The organism is Sporosarcina sp. ACRSM (assembly GCF_022346545.1).
GTDB lineage: Bacteria > Bacillota > Bacilli > Bacillales_A > Planococcaceae > Sporosarcina.
This window is the reverse complement of the sequence record NZ_JAKRNU010000007.1, coordinates 237457-259795: the sequence shown is the minus strand read 5'-3', so window position 1 is coordinate 259795 and position 22339 is coordinate 237457. Positions and strand designations below refer to the sequence as shown.

24 protein-coding genes and 1 tRNA gene are annotated in these 22339 nt (G+C 45.7%); 22 read left to right on the top strand and 3 right to left on the bottom strand.

The annotated features are described in order from the left end of the window. Positions 1-540: 540 nt before the first annotated feature. Positions 541-1098, bottom strand: a complete 558-nt coding sequence (locus MHZ95_RS13245; protein ID WP_239391180.1) for an N-acetylmuramoyl-L-alanine amidase — start codon at positions 1096-1098, stop codon at positions 541-543. Positions 1099-1236: 138 nt separating this feature from the next. Here MHZ95_RS13245 and hprK point away from each other — a divergent pair, with 138 nt between their 5' ends. The 12 genes from hprK (at position 1237) to MHZ95_RS13185 (ending at position 11737) form a co-directional block, all read left to right on the top strand. Continuing rightward, the gene (gene hprK / locus MHZ95_RS13240; protein ID WP_239391178.1) at positions 1237-2187 is read left to right on the top strand and encodes an HPr(Ser) kinase/phosphatase; all 951 of its coding nucleotides are present in this window, start codon (positions 1237-1239) and stop codon (positions 2185-2187) included. Positions 2188-2190: 3 nt separating this feature from the next. Beyond that, positions 2191-3000 (top strand): prolipoprotein diacylglyceryl transferase, encoded by an 810-nt coding sequence (gene lgt, locus MHZ95_RS13235; RefSeq protein ID WP_239391176.1) that lies wholly within the window; start codon positions 2191-2193, stop codon positions 2998-3000. Between the two features lie 17 nt (positions 3001-3017). After that, positions 3018-3962, top strand: coding sequence for a nucleoside recognition domain-containing protein (locus tag MHZ95_RS13230; RefSeq protein WP_239391175.1), 945 nt, complete (start codon positions 3018-3020; stop codon positions 3960-3962). Further along, positions 3955-4608: a pyrophosphatase PpaX gene (ppaX, locus tag MHZ95_RS13225; RefSeq protein ID WP_239391174.1), complete on the top strand. Its 654-nt coding sequence runs from the start codon at positions 3955-3957 to the stop codon at positions 4606-4608. Before MHZ95_RS13230 ends, ppaX begins: the two co-directional genes overlap by 8 nt. Beyond that, positions 4605-5132 carry an acyltransferase gene (locus tag MHZ95_RS13220; RefSeq protein WP_239391172.1) on the top strand — a complete coding sequence of 176 codons (528 nt, stop codon included), beginning with the start codon at positions 4605-4607 and terminating at the stop codon, positions 5130-5132. The genes ppaX and MHZ95_RS13220 overlap by 4 nt, the downstream gene beginning before the upstream one ends. Before the next feature lie 85 nt (positions 5133-5217). Beyond that, on the top strand, positions 5218-6741 hold the full coding sequence (locus tag MHZ95_RS13215) for a tetratricopeptide repeat protein (protein WP_239391170.1): 1524 nt from the start codon (positions 5218-5220) through the stop codon (positions 6739-6741). A gap of 150 nt (positions 6742-6891) precedes the next feature. Beyond that, positions 6892-7842: a thioredoxin-disulfide reductase gene (trxB, locus tag MHZ95_RS13210; protein ID WP_239391168.1), complete on the top strand. Its 951-nt coding sequence runs from the start codon at positions 6892-6894 to the stop codon at positions 7840-7842. A gap of 285 nt (positions 7843-8127) precedes the next feature. Then, positions 8128-8619, top strand: coding sequence for an NUDIX hydrolase (locus tag MHZ95_RS13205; RefSeq protein ID WP_239391166.1), 492 nt, complete (start codon positions 8128-8130; stop codon positions 8617-8619). After that, a complete protein-coding gene (gene rapZ / locus MHZ95_RS13200; protein ID WP_239391164.1) occupies positions 8606-9496 on the top strand; it encodes an RNase adapter RapZ in 891 nt (296 codons plus the stop codon). The genes MHZ95_RS13205 and rapZ overlap by 14 nt, the downstream gene beginning before the upstream one ends. 4 nt (positions 9497-9500) lie before the next feature. After that, positions 9501-10484: a gluconeogenesis factor YvcK family protein gene (locus MHZ95_RS13195; RefSeq protein ID WP_239391162.1), complete on the top strand. Its 984-nt coding sequence runs from the start codon at positions 9501-9503 to the stop codon at positions 10482-10484. Positions 10485-10509: 25 nt separating this feature from the next. Beyond that, on the top strand, positions 10510-11457 hold the full coding sequence (whiA, locus tag MHZ95_RS13190) for a DNA-binding protein WhiA (RefSeq protein WP_239391161.1): 948 nt from the start codon (positions 10510-10512) through the stop codon (positions 11455-11457). Positions 11458-11479: 22 nt separating this feature from the next. After that, positions 11480-11737 (top strand): HPr family phosphocarrier protein, encoded by a 258-nt coding sequence (locus MHZ95_RS13185; protein WP_239391159.1) that lies wholly within the window; start codon positions 11480-11482, stop codon positions 11735-11737. A 647-nt stretch (positions 11738-12384) separates the two neighbouring features. On the opposite strand, the gene clpP is transcribed toward MHZ95_RS13185, so the two are convergent. Beyond that, positions 12385-12987 carry an ATP-dependent Clp endopeptidase proteolytic subunit ClpP gene (gene clpP / locus MHZ95_RS13180; protein ID WP_239391157.1) on the bottom strand — a complete coding sequence of 201 codons (603 nt, stop codon included), beginning with the start codon at positions 12985-12987 and terminating at the stop codon, positions 12385-12387. Between the two features lie 184 nt (positions 12988-13171). Between clpP and MHZ95_RS13175 the strand changes: the two genes are divergently transcribed. Beyond that, positions 13172-13243: transfer RNA gene (locus MHZ95_RS13175), tRNA-Arg, on the top strand. 330 nt (positions 13244-13573) lie between these two features. Here the strand turns inward: MHZ95_RS13175 and MHZ95_RS13170 are convergent. Continuing rightward, positions 13574-14266, bottom strand: a complete 693-nt coding sequence (locus MHZ95_RS13170) for a YqjF family protein (RefSeq protein WP_239391155.1) — start codon at positions 14264-14266, stop codon at positions 13574-13576. Between the two features lie 169 nt (positions 14267-14435). On the opposite strand from MHZ95_RS13170, the gene MHZ95_RS13165 reads away from it, so the two are divergent. The 9 genes from MHZ95_RS13165 (at position 14436) to MHZ95_RS13130 (ending at position 22339) form a co-directional block, all read left to right on the top strand. Continuing rightward, positions 14436-14765, top strand: coding sequence for a KGG domain-containing protein (locus MHZ95_RS13165; protein WP_239391153.1), 330 nt, complete (start codon positions 14436-14438; stop codon positions 14763-14765). Between the two features lie 649 nt (positions 14766-15414). Continuing rightward, on the top strand, positions 15415-16329 hold the full coding sequence (gene ltrA / locus MHZ95_RS13160) for a group II intron reverse transcriptase/maturase (protein ID WP_370643034.1): 915 nt from the start codon (positions 15415-15417) through the stop codon (positions 16327-16329). Continuing rightward, positions 16326-16706 (top strand): group II intron maturase-specific domain-containing protein, encoded by a 381-nt coding sequence (locus tag MHZ95_RS21005; RefSeq protein WP_370643037.1) that lies wholly within the window; start codon positions 16326-16328, stop codon positions 16704-16706. The genes ltrA and MHZ95_RS21005 overlap by 4 nt, the downstream gene beginning before the upstream one ends. 199 nt (positions 16707-16905) lie before the next feature. After that, positions 16906-17484, top strand: a complete 579-nt coding sequence (locus MHZ95_RS13155; RefSeq protein WP_239391151.1) for a LemA family protein — start codon at positions 16906-16908, stop codon at positions 17482-17484. After that, on the top strand, positions 17481-18311 hold the full coding sequence (locus tag MHZ95_RS13150) for a TPM domain-containing protein (protein ID WP_239391150.1): 831 nt from the start codon (positions 17481-17483) through the stop codon (positions 18309-18311). The genes MHZ95_RS13155 and MHZ95_RS13150 overlap by 4 nt, the downstream gene beginning before the upstream one ends. 117 nt (positions 18312-18428) lie before the next feature. Next, entirely contained in the window at positions 18429-18656 is a 228-nt protein-coding gene (locus MHZ95_RS13145; RefSeq protein ID WP_239391149.1) for a glutaredoxin family protein, read from the top strand. 147 nt (positions 18657-18803) lie between these two features. Beyond that, positions 18804-19826 carry a sugar-binding transcriptional regulator gene (locus MHZ95_RS13140; RefSeq protein ID WP_239391206.1) on the top strand — a complete coding sequence of 341 codons (1023 nt, stop codon included), beginning with the start codon at positions 18804-18806 and terminating at the stop codon, positions 19824-19826. Between the two features lie 97 nt (positions 19827-19923). Continuing rightward, positions 19924-20931, top strand: coding sequence for a type I glyceraldehyde-3-phosphate dehydrogenase (gap, locus tag MHZ95_RS13135; protein ID WP_239391147.1), 1008 nt, complete (start codon positions 19924-19926; stop codon positions 20929-20931). 223 nt (positions 20932-21154) lie between these two features. After that, complete coding sequence (locus MHZ95_RS13130) at positions 21155-22339, top strand: phosphoglycerate kinase (protein WP_239391145.1); 1185 nt, start codon at positions 21155-21157, stop codon at positions 22337-22339.

Here is a 22339-nt window from a genome sequence, read left to right as displayed (position 1 = left end):
GACATTTGCGCGCGCTCAAAGCGAGTTTCAAGTGATCAAAGACATTTGCGCGCGCTCAAAGCGAGTTTCAAGTGATCAAAGACATTTGCGCGCGCTCAAAGCGAGTTTCAAGTGATCAAAGTCATTCGCCCGCGCTCAAAGCGAGTTTCAAGTGATCAAAGACATTTGCGCGCGCTCAAAGCGAGTTCCAAGTGATCAAAGTCATTCACACGCGCTCAAAGCGAGTTCCAAGTGATCAAAGACATTTGCGCGCGCTCAAAGCGAGTTTCAAGTGATCAAAGTCATTCGCCCGCGCTCAAAGCAAGCTCCAAGTGATCAAAGTCCTTCCCGCGCGCTCAAAGCGATCTTCAAGTGATCAAAGTCATTCACACGCGCTCAAGGCGAGTTCCAAGTGATCAAAGACATTTGCGCGCGCTCAAAGCGAGTTCCAAGTGATCAAAGTCATCCCCGCGCGCTCAAAGTGCGCTCCAAGTGATCAAAGCAAAGCCTCTCACGCTCAAACTCCTCTCTTCCTTCACCCAAACTATCTTCCTCATCCAACTATTTCTTCCCCCGGTACACCCAAGCCAAAATGGCGAAGGTGATGGCTTTGGCGCATTGTTTCCGGTATGTCTGTTGCAATAATAATACCGCTTCTTCCCGGTTGGTCATGAAGCCGCATTCGATCAAGATGGCGGGCATCTTTGTGTCGCGCAGCACTGCGAAGTTTCCTTTTTTGACGCCGCGGTCCACACGATTGCATGCAGTAATGAGGGAACGTTGGGCAAGTTCGGCTAACAGTTGTGACCCTTTGCTTGCTGTTGGATAGATGTACGTTTCGATGCCGTTTGCGCTATTCCACCCACTCCCATAAGCGTTCGCGTGAATGGAGACGAAGGCGTCGACGTTCAATTTGTTCGCTTTTTGCGTCCGTTCGGATAGTGGAACGTCTTTCTGGTCATCATGTGCGTAACTGACCACAATGCCTTCTGCCGCTAACTCTTTTTTGACGAGTTCCGCGACGGCGCGGTTAAAGTTGAATTCCCGTAAAGCTCCGTCTGGTGAACGTTTGCCAGCTGTTTCTGGTCCGTGTCCTGCATCAATCATTATTTTCGTCATTTATTTCCCCTCCTGCCTTTTATATAGGAGAAAGGGGGAGGAAAATGGACATTTCAAATACTAAATCATTTCATTTGAAAAATGACGTGGTAAAATGGGGCATAGGTGTATGAATGATTGAAAGAGGGGGGCGATCAGATGTCTTTTGTAACGGTGCGGGATGTTCAGGAGAAATTTTTCCTTGAGCTGGCAGCTGGTAATAAGGGGATTGAACGGCAAATACATACGAGCGACATTTCGAGACCCGGTCTGGAGATGGCTGGGTATTTCAATTTTTATTTAAAGGATCGTGTGCAGCTTTTAGGCAAAACGGAATTATCGTTTTTCGCAGGATTGACTGAACAGGAGCGACAAGATCGAATGGAGCGGCTTTGTTCACCGAGCACGCCTGCCATCATCGTGGCACATGAGATGGATGTGCCGGTAGAATTGAAAGCAGCAGCCGATAAGACGGGCATTCCTGTCTTGAGAACGGATGTCCCGACGACACGATTTTCTGGTATGCTGACCAATTATTTGAGCGGCAGGTTGGCGCCGATGACTGCCATGCACGGGGTACTCGTCGATGTGTACGGCATCGGCATCTTAATAACAGGCAAAAGTGGTGTTGGAAAAAGCGAGATTGCGCTTGAATTGGTGAAGAGGGGTCATCGTCTTGTGGCGGATGATCTCGTGGAAATTCGCCAAGTGGCCAAAAATGTTCTCATCGGCAATGCACCGAAATTACTTGAACATATGCTGGAAATCCGTGGGGTCGGCATTGTAGATATGATGACGTTGTTTGGGGCCAGCGCAGTGAAAAGTGATAAGCGGATTTTAATCGTCGTCGATTTGGAAGTATGGGATGAAAACAAAGTGTACGATCGACTTGGTATCGATGATGAAAAAATCAAAATCATGGATTCCGAATTGACGAAGCTCACTGTGCCGGTTCGACCAGGACGTAACTTGTCTGTCATTATTGAAGTGGCTGCTATGGATTATCGTATGAAACGACTAGGTGTTAACGCTGCGGAAGAATTTACAAAAAAATTAGATGCAGCGATTGACCAAAATGCACAAGTCCCTAATATGGAAAGGAACGGTTAATTTATGTTTGCATTGCTAGCTATGAACCCGATCGCATTTGAGCTCGGACCATTCGAAGTTCGGTGGTATGGCATTCTGATTGCTCTTGGTATCGTACTGGCGTTCATCGTCGTGCAAAAAGAGATGGTGAAACGTGGGATGCATCAGGACTTTTTGACGGATTTGCTGATCTGGGCTGTGCCGATTTCCATTATTAGTGCGCGGATCTATTATGTCATCTTTTCATGGGATTTTTATAAAGATCACCCGGAACAGATCATTCGGATTTGGGAAGGCGGAATCGCCATTCACGGGGCGCTAATCGGAGCCTTCATCACCACTTATGTCTATACGAAACGAAAAGGCATCTCCTTTTGGAAAACGGTTGATATTGCCGCGGCAGGTTTGCTGATCGGGCAAATTATTGGACGTTGGGGCAACTTCATGAATCAGGAAGCGCACGGTGGACCTGTTTCAGAAAAGTTTTTGGAAACGACCATTATTCCGGATTGGATTATGCAGCAGATGACGATTGAAGGTGTGACGTATCATCCGACATTCCTGTATGAGTCAACTTGGAATATCGTTGGCTTGATCATTATTCTTTTATTTCGAAAAGTGCCGTTAAAACGCGGTGAGATGTTTTTGTTTTATCTCGCCTGGTATTCGGCAGGTCGTTTCTTCATCGAAGGGATGCGCACCGATAGCTTATATGTCATCGGAGAATTAAGGGCGGCGCAACTTGTCTCCGTCGTCGCAATTGTCGTGGCACTTGCCATTTTTATTGTAAGGCGCTATGTCCAGAAGATAGATGTCACTTATCAAGATAAATAAAAAGGAGTAGTAAAAGATTGGGAACGTTACAAAATGGATTAAAGGCAGGATTGAAAACAACATGGACACTGGGGAAAGTCATTTTCCCGATTACGATTCTTGTCGTCATTTTACAGCATACGCCTGTCTTACCTTGGATCATTGAACTGATCGCCCCTTTCATGGGGATCTTCGGATTGAGCGGCGAAGCGGCCATTCCTTTAGTTCTTGGAAATGGGCTCAATTTATTTGCTGGGATTGCGGGCATATTATCGCTCGACTTAACGGTGAAAGAAGTATTTATCATCGCGGTGATGCTGTCATTCTCACATAACTTGTTCATTGAAACAGGGGTTGCGCTGAAAGTGGGGGTCAAGCTATGGGTTGTGCTCGTTGTACGGCTCGGACTTGCAGCACTATCAGGCATCATCATTAACCTAGTCTGGTCTGGCGGCGGGGAAATTGCGCGGTATGGAATGGCGCCTAAAACTGAAATCATTCCGGACGGCTGGCTGGAAATCGCTTTGTTAGGGGTGCAAAAGGCATCGTTTGGGGTGCTGCAGCTCGCAATCATCGTCATACCCCTGATGATTGTCGTTCAATTTTTAAAAGATCGCCATTACTTGCAGAAGTTTTCGGAGAAGCTCGCCCCTTTAACAAAAGTGATCGGTATACAGCCGAACGCTTCGTTGACATTGGTTGCCGGCTTAACGATCGGGCTTGCATATGGAGCGGGTATTATGATCCAAGCTGTTCAAGAGGACGGTGTGAGTAAAAAGGATGCAACGCTTGTCTTTATCTTCCTCGTGGCCTGTCATGCGGTCATTGAAGACACGCTTATTTTCATCCCGCTCGGCATTCCGGTCTTGCCTTTATTGCTCATTCGCATCATCACAGCATTTGTCTTGACCATCGTCGTCGCCTACATTTGGAAACGGAGTGAGCAACAGAAAGGAAAGGAGGTTCCGATAACGAATGCCTAAACCGATTACAACATTGCTTTTTGATTTTGATGGCACATTGCTCGATACGAACGAATTGATCATCCAGACTTTCCAAACAGTTCTTGGTAATCACTATCCGGGAAAATATGAGCGGAAGGATCTGTTACCGTTTCTTGGACCGACTTTGCATGAAACATTCGGATCCATTGACCCTGAAAAGACGGAGGAACTGATCGCCGAATATCGTGCATGGAATACGTCCATGCACGATGAGCTGGCGAAGGAATTCGATGGTGTGTCTGAAACGATGCGTTTGTTGAAGGCGGCAGGAATGAAAATGGCGATTGTGTCCACAAAGCGGAACGACATGATTGAGAAAGGATTGGCGCTTCTGGATGTGGAAGGTGTCTTCGATGTCATCATCGGATTTGATGATGTCAAGCGTACGAAGCCTGATCCGGAACCGATCTTGCTTGCGCTCGAAAAGCTAGAAGCGGACAGAGAGGAAGCTTTGATGGTCGGGGACAACTTCCATGATATCGAAGGAGGCCAAAATGCGGGTGTCCGGACGGCCGGCGTTGCTTGGTCTGCAAAAGGGGAGCACCATTTGCAAACATTCGGACCTGATTATATGTTGCACCATATTTCCGACCTGCTGGAATTGATCCGGGGAGAAGAAAAATGAGACGTACGGAGCGCTATCCGGCGAAGGGTGGAGCGAACTCGCTATGGCATATGTATCAGACCGTACCGTTCTTCAAAGTGGTGAAAAACTTTGCAGTCATTCAATTAGCAAGGTATACACCCTTTCTGCCGATGAAGAATTTCTTATACCGTACCTTTTTGAAAATGAAAGTCGGTGAGAAGACATCCTTTGCCTTGATGGTGATGCCTGATACGATGTATCCGGAACGGATAAAGGTCGGGGACAACTCCATTATCGGATTCAACACGACGATATTGGCTCATGAGTACTTGATTGATGAGTACCGGGTCGGCGATGTGGAGATCGGAAAAAATGTATTGATTGGTGCCAATACGACCATTCTACCGGGTGTGCAGATCGGTGACGGTGCGATTATTTCCGCGGCTTCACTTGTGAATTGCGATATTCCGCCGGGGGTTTTCGCAGGCGGAAACCCCGTAAAAATCATTTTTACGGCGCAACAGATGAAAGAGCGTCAAAAGGGAATGCGAGAAAACGGATAGCAATCGTGTAACTTATGCTATAATAGGCAACAATACGAGAAGGGGCGTATCGTACGTTCCTTCTTCTTTTTTCGGGGGAATATGATTGGACAAAAAACATAAATTACGTGATAAAAAAATCATTTCGTTTATACCAGATGGTGAATTTTATTTTCATAAAGCGATGCAAGCGATGCAGCGTGATCGTTTTGAAGATGCCGATAAGTACTTGAAAAGAGCAGCAGAGCTGAGCCCTGAAAACCCGAAAATCATCATGCAATATGGTGTAGCGCTCATGGAGGAAGGGGAGTTCGACGAGGCGCTTGATCTGTTAAGCAAAGCTCATGTACTCGATCCGGACGAAGCGGATACTATTTATTATTTGGCGGAAGTGCATGCCCATCTCAGCATGTTGCAGGAGGCCAAGAAGTATGCGGAACAGTACATACACCTTGATCCTCATGGTTCTTTGGCGGATGAGGCGATGGAAATCATTGATTTTGTGGAGCAGGAAGAATTGGCTAATGCTAGCGATGAAATGTCTGAAGGAGAAGTCTTCTACTTACAGGAGAAAGCAAGACGTCTCATGGAGTCGGGGGATTTTGATGGCGCGGTAGAGATTTTCGAGTCGATTATTGCAGAAAATCCCGAATTGTGGGCGGCGTACAATAATTTGGCATTGGCGTATTTCTATATCGGGAAGACTAAACGTGCTAGCGAGTTGCTTTATGAAGTGCTGGAGCGTGACAAAGGGAATATCCATGCTCTGTGCAATTTAGCTGTTTTTTATTATTACGAAAAAAGGGAAGAAGAGCTGGCCGATCTATTGGAATTCCTGTTGAAGATCAAGCCTTATCAATATGAGCATCGTTTTAAACTGGGCGCTACATTCGCCCTTGTCGGTAAGCATAAAGAGGCGTACAACTGGCTTAGAAGTCTTATGAAACGCGGCTTTACCGGAGATACCGGTTATTATTTCTGGCTTTCTCATTCGGCTTATTTTTCCGGACACGAAGAGGTGGCCCGGGAAGCGTATGCGCATTTAGTTGCTTTGGATCCGACCAAAGCCGGGTATGAGCCATGGCTTGGTGTGCAAAATGATATCGATGCGGATTCATTGGAACAAAACAGGGAATTTATCATGGGGAAAATTCAAAACGACTATCGGAGTGAAAGGATGTTCGGTTTTTATCTCCTTGGAAAATCGGGGCATAAGCAGGAGATTATTTCACATCCTTCCTATATCGAAGTGGAAAAGCTAAGTCCATTGGAACAGTTATTTTTAGCAAATAGCTTGGACTATGAATTCATGCCGCAAACCACTTTCGACCAATCCTTTGTGCGTGCGCTTGAAACGACTGAGTTATTATATGGCAAGCATCGCCCGTTGGATAAACAAGCGACCCATCTTTTCCAAATGTGGTTCACAATTTGCGAAAATGCGCTCAGCCGTTCTTATCCATTCCGGAACCCTGTCGCGATTGCTGCCGCTGCTGTCTATATGTTCCAGTCTTCACGGTATTCAAATGTGACAAAAACGGGCATTGCCCAGGAATTCGGGATTTCAGTACCGACGCTCACAAAATATGTCGGTGAGTTGTTCGAGTTTCTTCCACATTTTGAAAAGTGATACATCGGATGCATAAGCAAATAAGTTGAACGGTTTTCATCATTCTTATACCCTTTTAGTAGAGCTGATTCAATCCGGTTTCCGGCGGATGTCACAAACTTGGAATGGTGTCGGGACGAAAAGGATTGTTAGTCAAGGAGGAAAATTTATATGACAACCGAGAAAATCTATGATGTCATTATTATTGGTGCAGGTCCTGCGGGCATGACGGCTGCAGTTTATACATCCCGCGCAAATTTGTCGACATTAATGTTGGAACGCGGTGTACCGGGTGGTCAGATGGCGAATACGGAAGATATCGAGAATTATCCGGGATTTGAAACGATCTTAGGTCCTGAACTTTCAACGAAAATGTTTGATCATGCTAAAAAATTCGGTGCAGAATATGCTTACGGCGATGTAACGGAAGTAATTGATGGAAAAAGTTATAAAACGATTGTCGTCGGATCGAAAGAATATAAAGCACGTGCGATTATTATCGCAACAGGCGCAGAATATAAAAAGATGGGCATCCCGGGAGAAGATGAGTTGACTGGCCGCGGTGTAAGTTATTGTGCAGTCTGTGACGGTGCGTTCTTCCGCAAGAAAGAGCTCGTCGTAGTAGGCGGAGGCGACTCGGCAGTTGAAGAAGGAGCTTATTTAACACGCTTCGCGGATAAAGTGACCATCGTCCACAGACGTGATGAATTGCGCGCCCAAAAGATTTTGCAAGATCGTGCGTTTGCCAATGACAAAATCGACTTCATCTGGAATTCGACTGTGAAAAAAGTGAATGAGCATAATGGGAAAGTCGGTTCTGTTACGCTTGTATCGACAGTGGATGGTTCTGAAAGAGAATTTGAAGCGGATGGCATGTTCGTCTATATCGGTATGAATCCATTGACAGCACCGTTTAAAACATTGGGTATCCTCAATGAAAATGGCTATATCGAAACGAATGAAATTATGGAAACTTCCGTGCCGGGAATTTTTGCGGCAGGAGATGTTCGTGAAAAATTATTGCGCCAAGTCGTAACAGCTACTGGCGACGGCAGTATTGCTGCACAAGCCGTACAGAAATATGTCGAGGAATTAATGGAGTCATTGGTACCTGAAGCTTGAAGGATTTAATATATCTTTAATGTGAATGTAACGCGTTTGCAACATCGTTAAGGTATGCTAAAGCTATCAATTGACCCCCCTTTTGATAAAATAATTTTTTTAGGCTGCCTCCCCGGAAATTCCGGGGAGACAGTCCTTTTTATCGTAGATAAGCAAAAGGTTACAAAGAATACAAACCTTGACAGAACTTTAAGGCTTTTTTTATGTCGTTTTACGTGGCTACGATGTATACTAGTACTATGCATATTAAAAGATAAGGGTATACGAAAAGGTGAGGGTATCCAAATGCAAAGAATCGTAAATTTACTCGTCGTCAAAGACGATCAGGTTTTATTGTTAAAAAAGCCCCGACGCGGTTGGTATGTGGCTCCAGGCGGAAAAATGGATCCTGGCGAGTCGATTTATGAAACGGCAGTTCGGGAATTTACCGAAGAAACCGGTGCATTTCCGATTGATCCGCATTTGAAGGGCGTCTATACGATGGTGATTACCGATGGGACGGGCGAGCATGTGATCAATGAATGGATGCTCTATACGTTTGTCGCGCATGACCTTTCCGGCGAACCGTTTGAAACGACAGTCGAAGGGGTGCTCGAATGGCATCCTGTGGCAAGTTTGGAGACATTGCCGATGGCGGAAGGAGACCGGACGAATCTCCTTTTTGCGGTTTCTCAGCAAGGTGTACAATATGGGACATTTCATTATACCGGGGAGTTCAAGCTGTTGAAGGAAACAATTCAGAACTCAATGGAAGGTGATGGGAATGACGGAAGTTGAGGCACCGAATAGCGATGTGGAAATTGTCATTATTACAGGGATGTCCGGGGCCGGCAAGACGGTTGCGATGCAAAGTTTTGAAGACTTAGGTTTCTATTGTATCGATAATCTGCCTCCGGAATTACTCGTTACATTTCTTGATTTGATGATGAAATCTGAAAATCGTATGAGGCGGATTGCTGCCGTTATGGATACGCGGGGAGGGGACTTATTCGACTCCTTGATCGGTGCGCTCGATAATTTGTTGCGGATGGAAGGCGTATCATCCCGGATTTTATTTCTCGATGCGGAAGATGAGACACTTGTCAGACGCTATAAAGAAACGAGGCGTTCGCACCCGCTGGCTGAAGGTGGTTTGCCACTTGAAGGGATCCAGAAGGAGCGCTTGCTGTTATCCGAGATGAGGGGCCGTGCCCGTACCATCATCAATACATCCAATTTGAAGCCAAGAGCTTTACGGGAAAAGATCATAGCGGAATTCTCTACGCAAGAGGATATCAGTTTTACGCTGAATTTCATGTCGTTCGGTTTTAAGCATGGAATGCCGATCGACGCGGATGTCGTCTTTGACGTGCGTTTCCTGCCAAATCCTTTCTACATCCAAGAATTGAAACCGAAGACAGGCTTAGAGAAAGAAGTCTATGATTATGTACTAAAGTGGAACGATACACAAATGCTCATTGACAAATTGACGGACTTGTTTAAATTTCTTATTCCGCAATATAAAAACGAAGGAAAATCCCAAGTGGTCATTGCATTCGGGTGTACGGGAGGCCAGCATCGTTCTGTTACACTTGCCGAATTTTTCGGGGGACGGTTCAAAGAGGAATACCGGACATTCATCACCCATCGGGATATTGAGAAGAGAAAGGATTGACGCTATGTCACGATCCGGGGAGTTGAAGAAAATCGTCGTTTTCGGTGGCGGGACCGGATTGTCTACCATACTGCGCGGGTTGAAACAATACCCGATCGATTTGACCGCAGTCGTGACCGTAGCGGATGACGGAGGGAGTTCGGGCAGGCTTCTTGGTGAATACGATATTCCACCACCAGGAGATGTCCGTAAGGTGATGGCAGCGCTTTCAGATGTCGAACCGCTGATTGAACAGATGTTTCAATACCGTTTTCAAACGGCTGAAGATTTGAAAGGTCATTCGCTTGGGAACTTGATTCTGGCAGCGATGACGGATATCACCGGAGATTTTGCCCGGGCGGTCGAGCAGATGAGCCGGGTGCTGAATATCAAAGGGAAAGTTCTTCCAGCGGCAAATCAACGGATTACGTTGCATGCGGAACTGGAAGATGGTTCAATCATAACAGGCGAATCGAAAATCCCTGTTTACGGACATAAAATACGTCGCGTATTCATCTCCCCTCAGGAAGTCGACCCGTTGCCGGAAACGGTCAAGACAATCAAAGCCGCAGATCTAATCATTTTTGGGCCCGGGAGTCTGTATACGAGTATATTGCCGACGATCCTTGTCCCTGCCATACGTCAAGCCGTACTGGCATGTGAGGCGAAAAAGGTGTATATTAACAACTTGGCGACGCAAGCAGGCGAAACGTATCGCTACACGGCGTCAGAACATGTGCAAGCGTTGTATGACCACGCGGGCGAGCCGTTTATCGACACCATTTTGTTGAATGGAACCGATTTGTCGGTCACATCGGGCAACGGAGAATCGGAAGGTCCCCCTTGGCAAGTTGAAAATGATATTGAAACATTACAGCAACTTGTTCCCCATATCGTCGTCAAAGATATTGGGGTGAGGATCGGGAAAAATATGTTGCATGATTCCGAAAAAGTGGCAAAGTGGTTAATGGAATATATGGAAAATGCGATAACGACGGAACGGACGTGATCGTCGCCGAGAAAGGGGAAGAATCATGTCTTTTGCTTCTGAAGTCAAAAAAGAGTTGACGCAAATGGAAGTGGAAAAATGCTGTACAAAGGCAGAGGTCGCTGCATTTATCAGAATGAACGGTGTGCTGTCTTTTTCAAATAAGCAATTGAGCCTGGATGTGCAAACTGAAAACGCTGCAATTGCAAGAAGGTTATACTCCAATCTGAAAATATTATATAATTACAAGGTGGAGCTGCTCGTCCGAAAAAAGATGAGATTGAAGAAAAACAACGTCTATATTTGCCGGATACGAGATGGGGCAAAACCACTTCTGGAAGACTTACTCATTTTGACGGGCACCTTTCAATTTAAAAATGAGATTTCCAAAGAGTTGGTCCGAAAAAAATGTTGCCAGCGTGCCTATTTGCGCGGAGCGTTTTTAGCCGGCGGTTCCGTCAATAATCCGGAAACGTCCTCATACCACTTAGAAATATTTTCGATTTACAAGGAACATAGTGAAGCGCTTGTGGAACTGATGAATAAATACCACTTGAATGCAAAAGCGATCGAGCGCAAGAAAGGCTACATCACTTACTTGAAAGAAGCCGAAAAAATTTCGGACTTCCTAAGTATTGTCGGGGCGCATGTGTCATTGATGAAATTTGAAGATGTCCGGATTGTACGCGATATGCGTAACAGTGTAAACCGTCTCGTCAATTGTGAAACAGCCAATTTGAATAAAACGATCGGTGCAGCACAGCGTCAAGTGGAAAATATTAAATTCATTGAAAAAACGATTGGACTGGACCAGTTACCGGACAGACTACAAGAAATCGCTCGGCTCCGGGTGGAAAACCAAGACATTACGTTAAAAGAACTAGGCGAATTGGTATCGGGTGCTACCGTAAGTAAATCAGGTGTCAATCATCGCCTCAGAAAAATTGAAGAAATCGCAGAAAACCTCCGTAGTGGAGGAATCGGAATCCGATAAGAAGACAGGAGAGGGTAACTCTATGGCGGAAAAAACAGTTGAAGTAAAGATGAAGACCGGTTTGCAAGCTAGACAAGCCGCATTATTCGTGCAAGAAGCCAATCGCTTTACATCCGATATCTTTTTGGAAAAAGAGCAACGGCAAGTGAATGCTAAAAGCATCATGGGCGTCATGAGCCTTGCCATCGCCCGCGGCACAACCGTGACGTTGATCGCAGAAGGCGTGGACGAAGAACAAGCGCTTGACTCGCTCGCAACACTGGTCGAAAATGAAAACTAATCAGACAAACCGTCTCCAATTGTCCAGCGACATGTGAGATGGTTTTTTTGTTGGGAATGGAATGGTTTTTTGAATGAAGAAGAGGTTGCGCTCAAGGAGACTTTGTTATTGCTTAAAGGAGTGGCCTGCACGCTCAAAGGGCTTCGCCAGCGCTCAAAGAAGCTACTACGTGCTCATAGTACTTCGCTTGCGCTCAAAGCGTCCCCCAAGTGATCAAAGCCCTCTCCGCGCGGTCAAAGTATCCTCCAAGTGATCAAAGCCCATCCCCGCGCGCTCAAAGCGTCCCCCAAGTGATCAAAGCCCTCTCCGCGCGGTCAAAGTATCCTCCAAGTGATCAAAGCCCTCTCCGCGCGGTCAAAGTATCCTCCAAGTGATCAAAGCCCATCCCCGCGCGCTCAAAGCGTCCCCCAAGTGATCAAAGCCCTCTCCGCGCGCTCAAAGTATCCTCCAAGTGATCAAAGCCCTCCCCACGCGCTCAAAGTGCCACGCATACGTTCAAAGTCCTCTCCGCGTGGCGCATATGCCCAAAGCAATGCTCCACGCGCTCAAAATCACCCGACTTAAGCTTAAAGCCACCACCAAACACCACTTAAAATCAACCCCTCCCATGTAAAAAGCCGACCCAATCAGGTCGGCTTCTAGCACTATTATTTTGTACTTTCTTTCATATCGCTACGTGTGATGATATGGTCAATGAGGCCATATTCTTTTGCACGTTCAGCTGTCATGAAGTTGTCGCGGTCTGTGTCTTTGGCGATGACTTCAATCGGTTGGCCAGTACGCTCAGAAAGGATACCGTTTAGTTTTTCACGCAAGAAGAGAATGCGTTTGGCTGCGATTTCGATTTCTGTTGCTTGACCTTGTGCACCACCAAGTGGTTGGTGAATCATCACTTCTGCGTTCGGGAGTGCGTAACGCTTTCCTTTTGTTCCTGCTGCAAGAAGGAATGAACCCATTGAAGCCGCCATTCCGATACAGATTGTTTGAATGTCTGGCTTGATGAATTGCATAGTGTCGTAAATCGCCATTCCGGCTGTGATGCTTCCGCCTGGGCTGTTGACGTAGATGGAGATATCTTTTTCAGGGTCTTCCGCTTCCAAGAACAGAAGTTGTGCTACGATGGAGTTCGCAACATTGTCATCGATCCCGCTTCCGAGCATGATGATCCGGTCTTTCAACAGACGGGAATAGATGTCGTAGGCACGCTCCCCACGGCTTGTTTGTTCGATTACTGTAGGTATTAGATTCATTTCATTTCCTCCTTCAAGGTGGATAGTTTAGTCAGCCTGTCAAAACGCTTTCACGTTCTAACTGTAACTTTATCATACATAGTATGGTCAACAAAGGTCAAATATAACGACTTTTATTTTAGGGTTGCAAAGATTGCAATACACTAGTATAATGAATCTTGTCTGCTAAAGCAGGTTCTATAGAGTCCTCGTGGTGCAATGGATAGCACGCAAGCCTCCGAAGCTTGAAATATGGGTTCGACTCCCGTCGAGGGCATACCGTACGAGGAATTTACCCGTCATTGTTCATTCAATGGCGGGTTTTTCTATTTCAAATGTTGCTGTCATCTGCGTTAACTCTTTATAACTGATCATAAAATAAAACCAAATTTTATCAGCGCTTTTGAACGATATTCTAAGTGTTGCCAACCATGTCAAGCCGCAAACCATTCCAAGAGGGCAAACTCATTCAGATGGCGCGATCGAAAATGGCTTAAATGGTTTCGATCATATGAAGGACGACAAGCTGATTTCGAAGATCAGGAAAAAGGACCCTTACCATCAACAAACGTACTTGTCTGTTGAACAATTTTTAAGCCGTTGGGAATTAATTCGATACAGGAAAAAAGAAACGAACTTTTTTCATCGTAGAATAGTGAGCGAAAGGTTGTAGGCGTTGGAGATGACCATTAACAAATTGAGCCATTGAGTTATGATGAATTTTACCCCGAACATAATGGAGCTTCCACGGTGAATGCTCGATATCCACACGCAATAGCTTCTCTTTAGGTTTCGTCCACAAACAATACCGTTCCGTTAGCCAATATTCAAGATCATTCCGTGAAATTACTCCAGGGATTACTTCATAAGACAAGTCGAGTAATTCTGCCTCCTGATGCCTATGTTTTTGAATACTTTTGGAAACATACCTTCCACTAGAATTCGCCAAGGACATGCTTGCAAGTCGATAGGGAAGGAAATTGCCGATCTTTGCAAGGAATACAGCCAATTTACTATTTGCGTCCAAATTAAAAAAATATACACCTGATCTGCCATTAAAAGTTACGTAGGTTCTAACATTTAATTCTAAATAGGAAGTGAGACCAGGTATGGGTGCCATAAATCGGGGACGCGTACCTTTTGCTTTGAAAAAAACAAAACCGATCCAAGCATGTCCATCAAATAAATCCAACTCTAGTTCCGAAGGGATATGCTTACGCAGAATATCTGCCGGAATCGGCCAGTGTAAAAATAAAATTTCTTGCCATTTTTGTGTAGCGATCCATGGCTTTCCAAGCAAACGATTCACCCTTTCTTTTGAAGTAAAGTCCTTGTTTGCAGTATTACCATTTAGACTTCCAGAAAAACATAAAGTCTGATTTTATGAATCCGCTAATGTTTAAGAATGCGAAGAAGTGGAAGTACATGAATAGGCAACAATTAACAAAAATATGGAGGAGGAATTATTTATGGCTAAGAATAACAAGGACGAACGCAACCAAAACAATGAGGGTAGTATGACAGTGGAAGAAGCAGGACGTAAAGGTGGAGAAGCGACCGCTGCGAATCATGGAAGAGAGTTTTACGAAGAAATCGGACGAAAAGGCGGGGAAGCAACGGCTGAAAACCACGATAAAGAATTTTACCAGAAGATCGGGAAAAAAGGTGGAGAAGCCCGAGCTAGACAAAGTGACGATAATGATGATGGAAAAATAAGTCTAGAAGAAGCGGGCCGTAAAGGCGGAGAAGCCCGTGCAAGACAACGAGATGATAACGATAAAGATGACAAAGACGATTAACTAGGAAAATAGACGAACGGGCCCAGTTGCAGGGGTAATCGCAACTGACTTTAATACGCAGGCCGGTGACACTCCACCCGAAACGCCCCCGAAAAAGGTGGATCTTATCTGCAAGCTCATAATGAGTTTGCAGATATTTTTGTGTGCCCGGCATGGGCTATAACTTGGTGGTGAAAGTCCACTACAGGCTTGGCAGTAGGAACTGTTAGCTTAAGGCAAGGGTGTCCACCGTGAGGTGGAATCTGAAGGAAGCCGGCGGCAAAATCCCGAACTGACGGACAGAAACTGTATATAAGGCTGAATTGGAATGGACGAGTTTGCAAAACATAACGAAGTCCAATACTGCACAAGTTCCATACAGTAAATACAGCAGTTACATGGGAGGAAGGTTATAGCTCTTACCCGGGGAGGTCTCGCGGACGAGTGGAAACTCGGTTGAAATAAGATTTATCGTGAGAAGTCAGCAGAAACCATAGTAGTTTCCTTACGGAAATGAAGGGTGGAACAATCTTAAATCTTGGAAAACAGGGAGGTGTAGACATCACCGCCGAAACGCAGAAAACATCGTGGTAAAAAACCGATAGATGGCTACCTATGGAGAGATAGGTTGGAAACCGAAAGGTACATAGGAGTGCGCAGGGATGTCGACATGGATATGAAAGAACAAGATGGTATCAATTTAATCGACAAAGTTATTGCAGATGGCAACCTTTGGAGTGCATACAGAAAAGTAAGAAGTAACAAAGGTGCTCCCGGTATTGATGGTATTACCGTTTATCAACTAAAAGAGCACATGGAAAAATACTTCAAACCACTCAAAAGGAAGTTGAAGGACGGTACCTACCAACCTCAACCAGTCAAACGAGTTGCCATACCAAAATCTGATGGGTCCAAAAGAAACTTGGGAATCCCGACAGTTCTGGATAGGGTAGTACAACAAGCTATCCTACAGGTCATTGAACCAATCATTGACCCGGAATTCTCGGAGAACAGTTTTGGTTTCCGAAAAGGCAGGGATGCGCATCAAGCCATAAAGCTGGCAGAGCAGTACTACCAAGAAGGATACCGAGTCGTAGTGGATTGTGACCTAAAGAGTTATTTCGATACGATACACCATCAGAGAGTACATGCGTACTTGGAGGAGTTCATATCAGATAAGATTATTCTGAAACTGGTCTGGAAATTTCTCCGATCAGGTATTCTTGATAAAGATATCTATATCGAAACAACAGAAGGGGCGCCGCAAGGTGGACCACTTTCTCCCATTCTTGCGAATGTCTACTTGAATAAATTAGACAGAGAACTGGAAAAGAGGGAACATCGATTTATTCGGTACGCAGATGACTTCGTCATTTATGTCAAAAGTAAACGTGCGGGGGAACGAGTGATGGAAAGCGTCACCCAATTCATCGAAAAAGATTTAAAACTCTTTATCAATCAGGAAAAGAGTAAAGTCTGCGGAGCAACTTCGGCAACGTTTCTTGGGTTTAATATTCAAAACCTCATGGGAAAGTTGGATGCCGACCAAGCAAGTCGGCAAAACAACGATTCAAAAACAAACTGAGGAAAGCAACGATCCGCAAACGATCCGGTACATTTTCGGACATCATTAAAGAGATTAATCAGATTACGGTGGGATGGATTAACTACTACGGAATAAGCAGAATGAAGGCCTTCATTCTGGAAACCCAGCAATGGTTAAATCATCGACTTAGGCAAATCGTCTGGAAAAGGTGGAAGAAAGTCCGTACGAGATACGCAATGCTTCGTAAATATGGCATCGATCATGAGGATGCCATCAAACAAGCAAATTCCCGAAAGGGATACTGGCGCACTTCGAGTACTAAAATCTTGCATCGTGCAATAACAAAAGAAAAACTCATAAAGTGGGGACTAAAAGATATGTCCCAACTATATGAGCAAAGATACTTAAAAGATTGAACCGCCGTATACCGAACGGTACGTACGGTGGTGTGAGAGGTCGGCTAATCAACTAATGGTTAGCCTCCTACTCGATTTATTTCCCAAACGAAATGGTGAAACTACTCGTGGGCTTGTACGGCATATAGTAAGTGTCCAAAAAGTTTTATGACGTGAATGAATAGGGTAAATAGATGAACATGAAAGGAAGCGTGATGTCATGCGAAAAGTACTTGGACCGATTGCCGGGATTGTCATACTTTTGGTCGTTCTCGGTATTCTGTTTGTCCCGAGCTATAACAAGTTTGTGACGCAGGAGGAGAATGTGGATCAGGCGTATGCACAAGTGGAGAATCAGCTGCAGCGCAGACTTGATTTGATACCCAATTTGGTGAATACGGTGAAAGGGTTTGCGGGTCATGAGAAGGAAGTGCTTGGCGATATTGCGGATGCCCGATCAAGGTTGGCGGGAGCGCAGGGGCCGGAAGAGCAGGCGGATGCGGATGCGGCGTTGTCTGGTGCGTTGAGCAGGCTTCTTGTTGTCGTTGAAAATTATCCCGAGTTGAAAGCCGATGCAAATTTCCGCCAACTAATGGATGAACTGTCAGGAACGGAAAACCGGATTGGTGTGGCGAGACAAGATTATAATAACGAAGTCGCGACGTACAACCGGCAAGTGAAGCGTTTCCCGGGGAAGATCGTGGCGACCGTTTTTGAATTTGAAGAAAAAGAATATTTCAAAGCCGATGCTGCTGCAAATGAGGCACCGAAAGTGGACTTCGGAGAGGATGGGAAGTGAGGCGCCAAGCTGTCCGCATCGCAGCAACAATCTGTTTACTCTGCTTCGCTTATCATCCGATCACAGTATGGGCAGCTGACGTCCCACCTTGGGATCCATATGATTACTATGTACAAGATCATGCAAATGTCTTGTCATCGGAACAAAAAGAAGAACTCAATCGTTACGGTCAGCAGTTAAACGATGCGACAGGGGCTGAATTGGCAGTATTGACGTTACCCACTATCGGTAATGAAGCAATCGATACTTTTGCGACGAAAGCGTTGCGGGCATATCAATTAGGCAAGCAGGAGGAAAATAACGGTGCCTTGTTAGTTGTCACGACTGTAAAGGGTGAAAGCGGCAGACGTGAATTCTTCCTGACGACAGGTTACGGTTTGGAAGGTGCGCTTCCGGACGGAAAAATCGGCAGGATCATTGATCAACTGGCATACCCTTACCTCGAGCAAGAACAGCCTGATAGGGCCATCATGGAGGCCTATAAAGCGTTTTACAATGAAATTGCTGCAGAATACAACTGGGACGGCGAAATCGCTCCGGTAACAGTCCCGGATCAACAAAATAGTGATTCGAATTTTGGCATCCCGTTTCCGATTATCGTTCTCATCATCATCTACATTCTGTTTCGCATCGGTCGTAATGGCGGCGGAAGAGGTGGTGGGGGAGGTTCCGGTCGTTACCGCGGAAGGGGCAGCGGTCCGATTTTCTTCCCAGGCTCCTTTGGTGGAGGAAGTGGCGGTGGATTTGGTGGCGGTTTCGGAGGCGGAGGCGGCTTCACTGGCGGCGGAGGTTCCGGCGGTGGTGGTGGAGCAGGCCGCGGTTGGTGAATCAAACTGGACATGAAACTTCAAAACGGACGGCATGCGCGGGCAATCTACTGTGCATCCGTCCGTTTTTTCATTATACTGTAGGGAGATGGATGAAAAATGAAGAGGTGTTCGGAAATGCATGTGACATTCTATACAAAACCGGGCTGTCATCTTTGTGACGAGGCGGAATTAATGTTAAAGCTTGTGCAGGAAGACTTTCCGTTGACATGGACAACAGTGGATATTGAAACGGATGATGCCAGTCATGAAAAATATATGCTAATGATTCCGGTTATTGAAAAGGATGGGGAAGTGCTGTTATTCGGCTCGATCGGCTACGCGGATATCGTCGAAATATTATAAAGCACAGTTCTTTATGTTTGAACTTTTAAGAAAAAGAGCATATACTATGTACGAAAAGTATATTTTTTTGCCCTATGTGGGACGTTTTATTATATGGTGGGACGTAAAATGTCCAAGAAGTTTGAAGGAGGGCTACCATTGGACGCGGTGATGGAAGCACAAAGTAAGCTTGTGCCTGAAATGATGGAATTAATGCAACAAAGATACCGGATATTGAAGTTTGTCAAGATGGCAGGTCCAATCGGGCGACGGACAATCGGTCAGATGGCGGGTCTATCGGAGCGGGAAACACGCACGATGATGGAGTTGCTAAAAGCGCAAAACCTTATTCTTATTGAGAAAAAGGGGACTTCAATCACTGCGGAAGGAAATCGGGTATACCAAGTGCTTGAATCGGTGATGGATGATTGGTCTGGACGCACGATATTGGGCAAGAAGCTGACGGAGATGTTAGGCATTCGGGCTGTCCATGTGGTGAGCGGGAATTGTGACACTGACACCACTTCCAAAAGTTTACTCGGTATGGAAGCGGCTAAACAGTTCATTGCTAATATAGGTGAAGGTAAAATTGTCGCCGTTACAGGTGGTAGTACCGTAGCGTCGATTCCACAGTATATAGCCCAAAGCAACGCTGATGACTTACTGTTCATCGCAGCACGCGGTGGTGTCGGTGACGATATCGGCTTGCAGGCAAATGTCATTGCAGCCTCATTCGCCAAAGCATGCGGCGGTTCCTATAATACCTTCTACTATCCGGAATCCTTGAGCCAGGAAGCACACGAGGCGTTCCAGAAAGAGCCGTCCGTCCTGAAGATGCTCGATCTTTATGAAACCACGGATTGCGTACTCCATGGAATCGGTGATGCCCAAACGATGGCCACTTTGCGGAATACAGCGGATGAAGAAAGGCAAATGCTTTCGGATCAAGGGGCAAAAGGGGAAGCATTCGGCTATTATTTTGACAGCCAAGGGAATATCGTACACCGCATTCGGACGATTGGCATCCAGACGTCCCAGCTGGAAAGAATTCCACTCATCCTTTCAGTGGCAGGTGGAGGCAGTAAGGCGGAAGCGATATTGGCATATATGGCCAGTGCGCCTAAACAGTCGATATTGATCACGGACGAAGGGGCAGCCAATGAAATGCTGAAAATCTTGATCAACCCATAGTGGGATGGATTGGCACTGACCTTATCAGGGAATAAATTAAATTGAAGATAGATTTGATTACAGTTAACGACATAAAAAAACGCGGAGGGATTTTATTATGACATTAAAACTTGCGATTAATGGATTTGGACGAATTGGACGTAAAGTATTCCGGGAAGCTATGAAACAACAGGAAATTGAAATCGTAGCTGTCAACGACTTGACGGATGCAGCGATGCTTGCACATCTTTTGAAATATGACTCTGTCCATGGCGTCTATGAAGGCGAAGTAAGCGCAGATAATGACACACTTGTTGTCGACGGCAAAAAAGTGAAAGTCTATGCAGAAAAAGATCCAGCAGCATTGCCTTGGGGCGAGCTTGGCGTTGACGTTGTAGTCGATTCAACAGGTGTATTTACCAACAAAGCGGGATTGAGCAAACACCTTGAAGCCGGCGCGAAAAAAGTCATCTTGTCCGCTCCAGCAAAAGACGATATTACGACACTTGTGATGGGTGTCAACCATGAGAACTATGATCCTGCAAAAGACGATATCGTATCGAACGCATCTTGTACGACAAACTGTCTTGCACCGGTTGTCAAAGTGCTTCACGAACAATTTGGTGTGAAACGCGGATTGATGACGACGGTTCACTCTTACACGAACGATCAACGCATTTTGGATTTGCCGCATTCTGATTACAGACGTGCACGTGCAGCTGCCGAAAGCATGATTCCGACAACGACAGGCGCAGCTTCTGCTGTAACGAAAGTCATCCCAGCATTGAAAGGAAAACTGGATGGCATGGCTGTCCGCGTACCGACTCCGAACGTGTCACTTGTGGACTTCGTTGCTGAGCTCGACAAAGAAGTGACGAAGGAAGACGTGAACAATGCGTTTAAACAAGCAGCGGACAATGAATTGCAAGGCGTTCTTTACTACAATGAATTGCCGCTCGTTTCTAGGGATTACAATGGCAATACATCTTCTTCAACAGTGGATGGCCTTTCCACAATGGTCCTTGAAAACAATATGGTAAAAGTCATTTCTTGGTATGACAATGAATCAGCATACTCTGCACGTTGTATCGACCTAGCGCTTCATATGTACCGCAAAGGCCTATAATCGCAGTCAGACCGTGACAACATCCGACACAATTCAGCAAATTAAGTTAAATATAGCCACAAACAGCAATACCGCTTATAATGGGGTTGGGTAAAGGAACGGGGATTACCCCGTTCCTTCTTTTATTATGCGATTCAGATAGATTCTTTTCTATTTGAAATGAATGCGTTTGACGGGTACACGTCTTAGCGTATTGGATAATCATTTGGAGGTGTGCATTTTCATGAAGTCTAAAAAGACGATGAAGGATTTGCAACTGGAAGGAAAACGAGTTTTTTGCCGGGTGGATTTTAATGTTCCGATGGAAGAAGGGAAAGTGACGGATGATACACGGGTTCGTGCGGCGATCCCGACGATCACTTATTTGACGGAACAAGGCGCGAAAGTTATCCTTGCAAGTCATCTTGGTCGACCGAAAGGCGAAGTGAAGGACGATATGCGACTCACAGCAGCAGGTGAAAAACTGGCAGAGTTGCTTGGAAAGCCGGTGACGAAACTCGATACATCTATCGGGGAAGAAGTGGAAAACGCCATTTCAACTATGAAGAATGGCGATATTGTCCTGCTTGAAAATGTTCGGTTCCATCCTGGGGAAGAAAAGAATGATGCGGAGTTGGCGAAACAATTTGCATCACTTGCAGATGTGTTTGTCAATGATGCATTCGGCGCTGCGCACCGGGCGCACGCATCGACTGCAGGCATTGCGGAACATATCCCGGCCGTATCGGGATTCCTGCTGGAAAAAGAGTTGGATGTACTCGGCAAGGCGTTATCCACGCCCGAGCGCCCTTTCACAGCGATTATCGGAGGCGCGAAAGTGAAAGACAAGATCGATGTCATCGATCATCTGTTGGATAAAGTGGACAACTTGATCATTGGTGGTGGATTGTCCTACACATTCCTGAAAGCACAAGGCTATGAAATTGGAAAATCCTTGCTTGAAGAAGATAAAATTGATTTGGCGAAATCATTCATCCAAAAGGCGAAAGATAAAGGCGTGAACTTGTATTTGCCAATCGACACGGTCGTTGCAGATAATTTTGCGCTAGATGCTCAAACGAAAGTCGTGAAAGTCGACGCCATTCCGGCGGATTGGCAAGGCCTCGATATCGGAACGGAGACGGCTGAATTGTACGCGAAAGTGATTAAAGAATCGAAATTGATCATTTGGAATGGACCGATGGGTGTATTTGAAATGGAACCATTTGCTGGCGGAACTAAACGTGTCGCACAGGCGATGGCGGAAACGGAAGGCTACACAGTGATCGGTGGCGGAGATTCGGCAGCCGCTGTAGAAAAGTTCGGTGTCGCTGATCAGATGGATCACATTTCAACTGGCGGGGGTGCATCCCTTGAGTTTATGGAAGGGAAGGCATTACCGGGCGTTACAGCATTGAACGATAACTGA

Coding starts and splice junctions, on each gene's coding strand:
- MHZ95_RS13245 (WP_239391180.1), bottom strand. CDS start 1,098: ATGACGAAAATAATGATTGATGCAGGACACGGACCAGAAACAGCTGGC.
- hprK (WP_239391178.1), top strand. CDS start 1,237: ATGTCTTTTGTAACGGTGCGGGATGTTCAGGAGAAATTTTTCCTTGAG.
- lgt (WP_239391176.1), top strand. CDS start 2,191: ATGTTTGCATTGCTAGCTATGAACCCGATCGCATTTGAGCTCGGACCA.
- ppaX (WP_239391174.1), top strand. CDS start 3,955: ATGCCTAAACCGATTACAACATTGCTTTTTGATTTTGATGGCACATTG.
- MHZ95_RS13220 (WP_239391172.1), top strand. CDS start 4,605: ATGAGACGTACGGAGCGCTATCCGGCGAAGGGTGGAGCGAACTCGCTA.
- trxB (WP_239391168.1), top strand. CDS start 6,892: ATGACAACCGAGAAAATCTATGATGTCATTATTATTGGTGCAGGTCCT.
- MHZ95_RS13205 (WP_239391166.1), top strand. CDS start 8,128: ATGCAAAGAATCGTAAATTTACTCGTCGTCAAAGACGATCAGGTTTTA.
- rapZ (WP_239391164.1), top strand. CDS start 8,606: ATGACGGAAGTTGAGGCACCGAATAGCGATGTGGAAATTGTCATTATT.
- MHZ95_RS13195 (WP_239391162.1), top strand. CDS start 9,501: ATGTCACGATCCGGGGAGTTGAAGAAAATCGTCGTTTTCGGTGGCGGG.
- whiA (WP_239391161.1), top strand. CDS start 10,510: ATGTCTTTTGCTTCTGAAGTCAAAAAAGAGTTGACGCAAATGGAAGTG.
- MHZ95_RS13185 (WP_239391159.1), top strand. CDS start 11,480: ATGGCGGAAAAAACAGTTGAAGTAAAGATGAAGACCGGTTTGCAAGCT.
- clpP (WP_239391157.1), bottom strand. CDS start 12,987: ATGAATCTAATACCTACAGTAATCGAACAAACAAGCCGTGGGGAGCGT.
- MHZ95_RS13165 (WP_239391153.1), top strand. CDS start 14,436: ATGGCTAAGAATAACAAGGACGAACGCAACCAAAACAATGAGGGTAGT.
- ltrA (WP_370643034.1), top strand. CDS start 15,415: ATGGATATGAAAGAACAAGATGGTATCAATTTAATCGACAAAGTTATT.
- MHZ95_RS13155 (WP_239391151.1), top strand. CDS start 16,906: ATGCGAAAAGTACTTGGACCGATTGCCGGGATTGTCATACTTTTGGTC.
- MHZ95_RS13145 (WP_239391149.1), top strand. CDS start 18,429: ATGCATGTGACATTCTATACAAAACCGGGCTGTCATCTTTGTGACGAG.
- gap (WP_239391147.1), top strand. CDS start 19,924: ATGACATTAAAACTTGCGATTAATGGATTTGGACGAATTGGACGTAAA.
- MHZ95_RS13130 (WP_239391145.1), top strand. CDS start 21,155: ATGAAGTCTAAAAAGACGATGAAGGATTTGCAACTGGAAGGAAAACGA.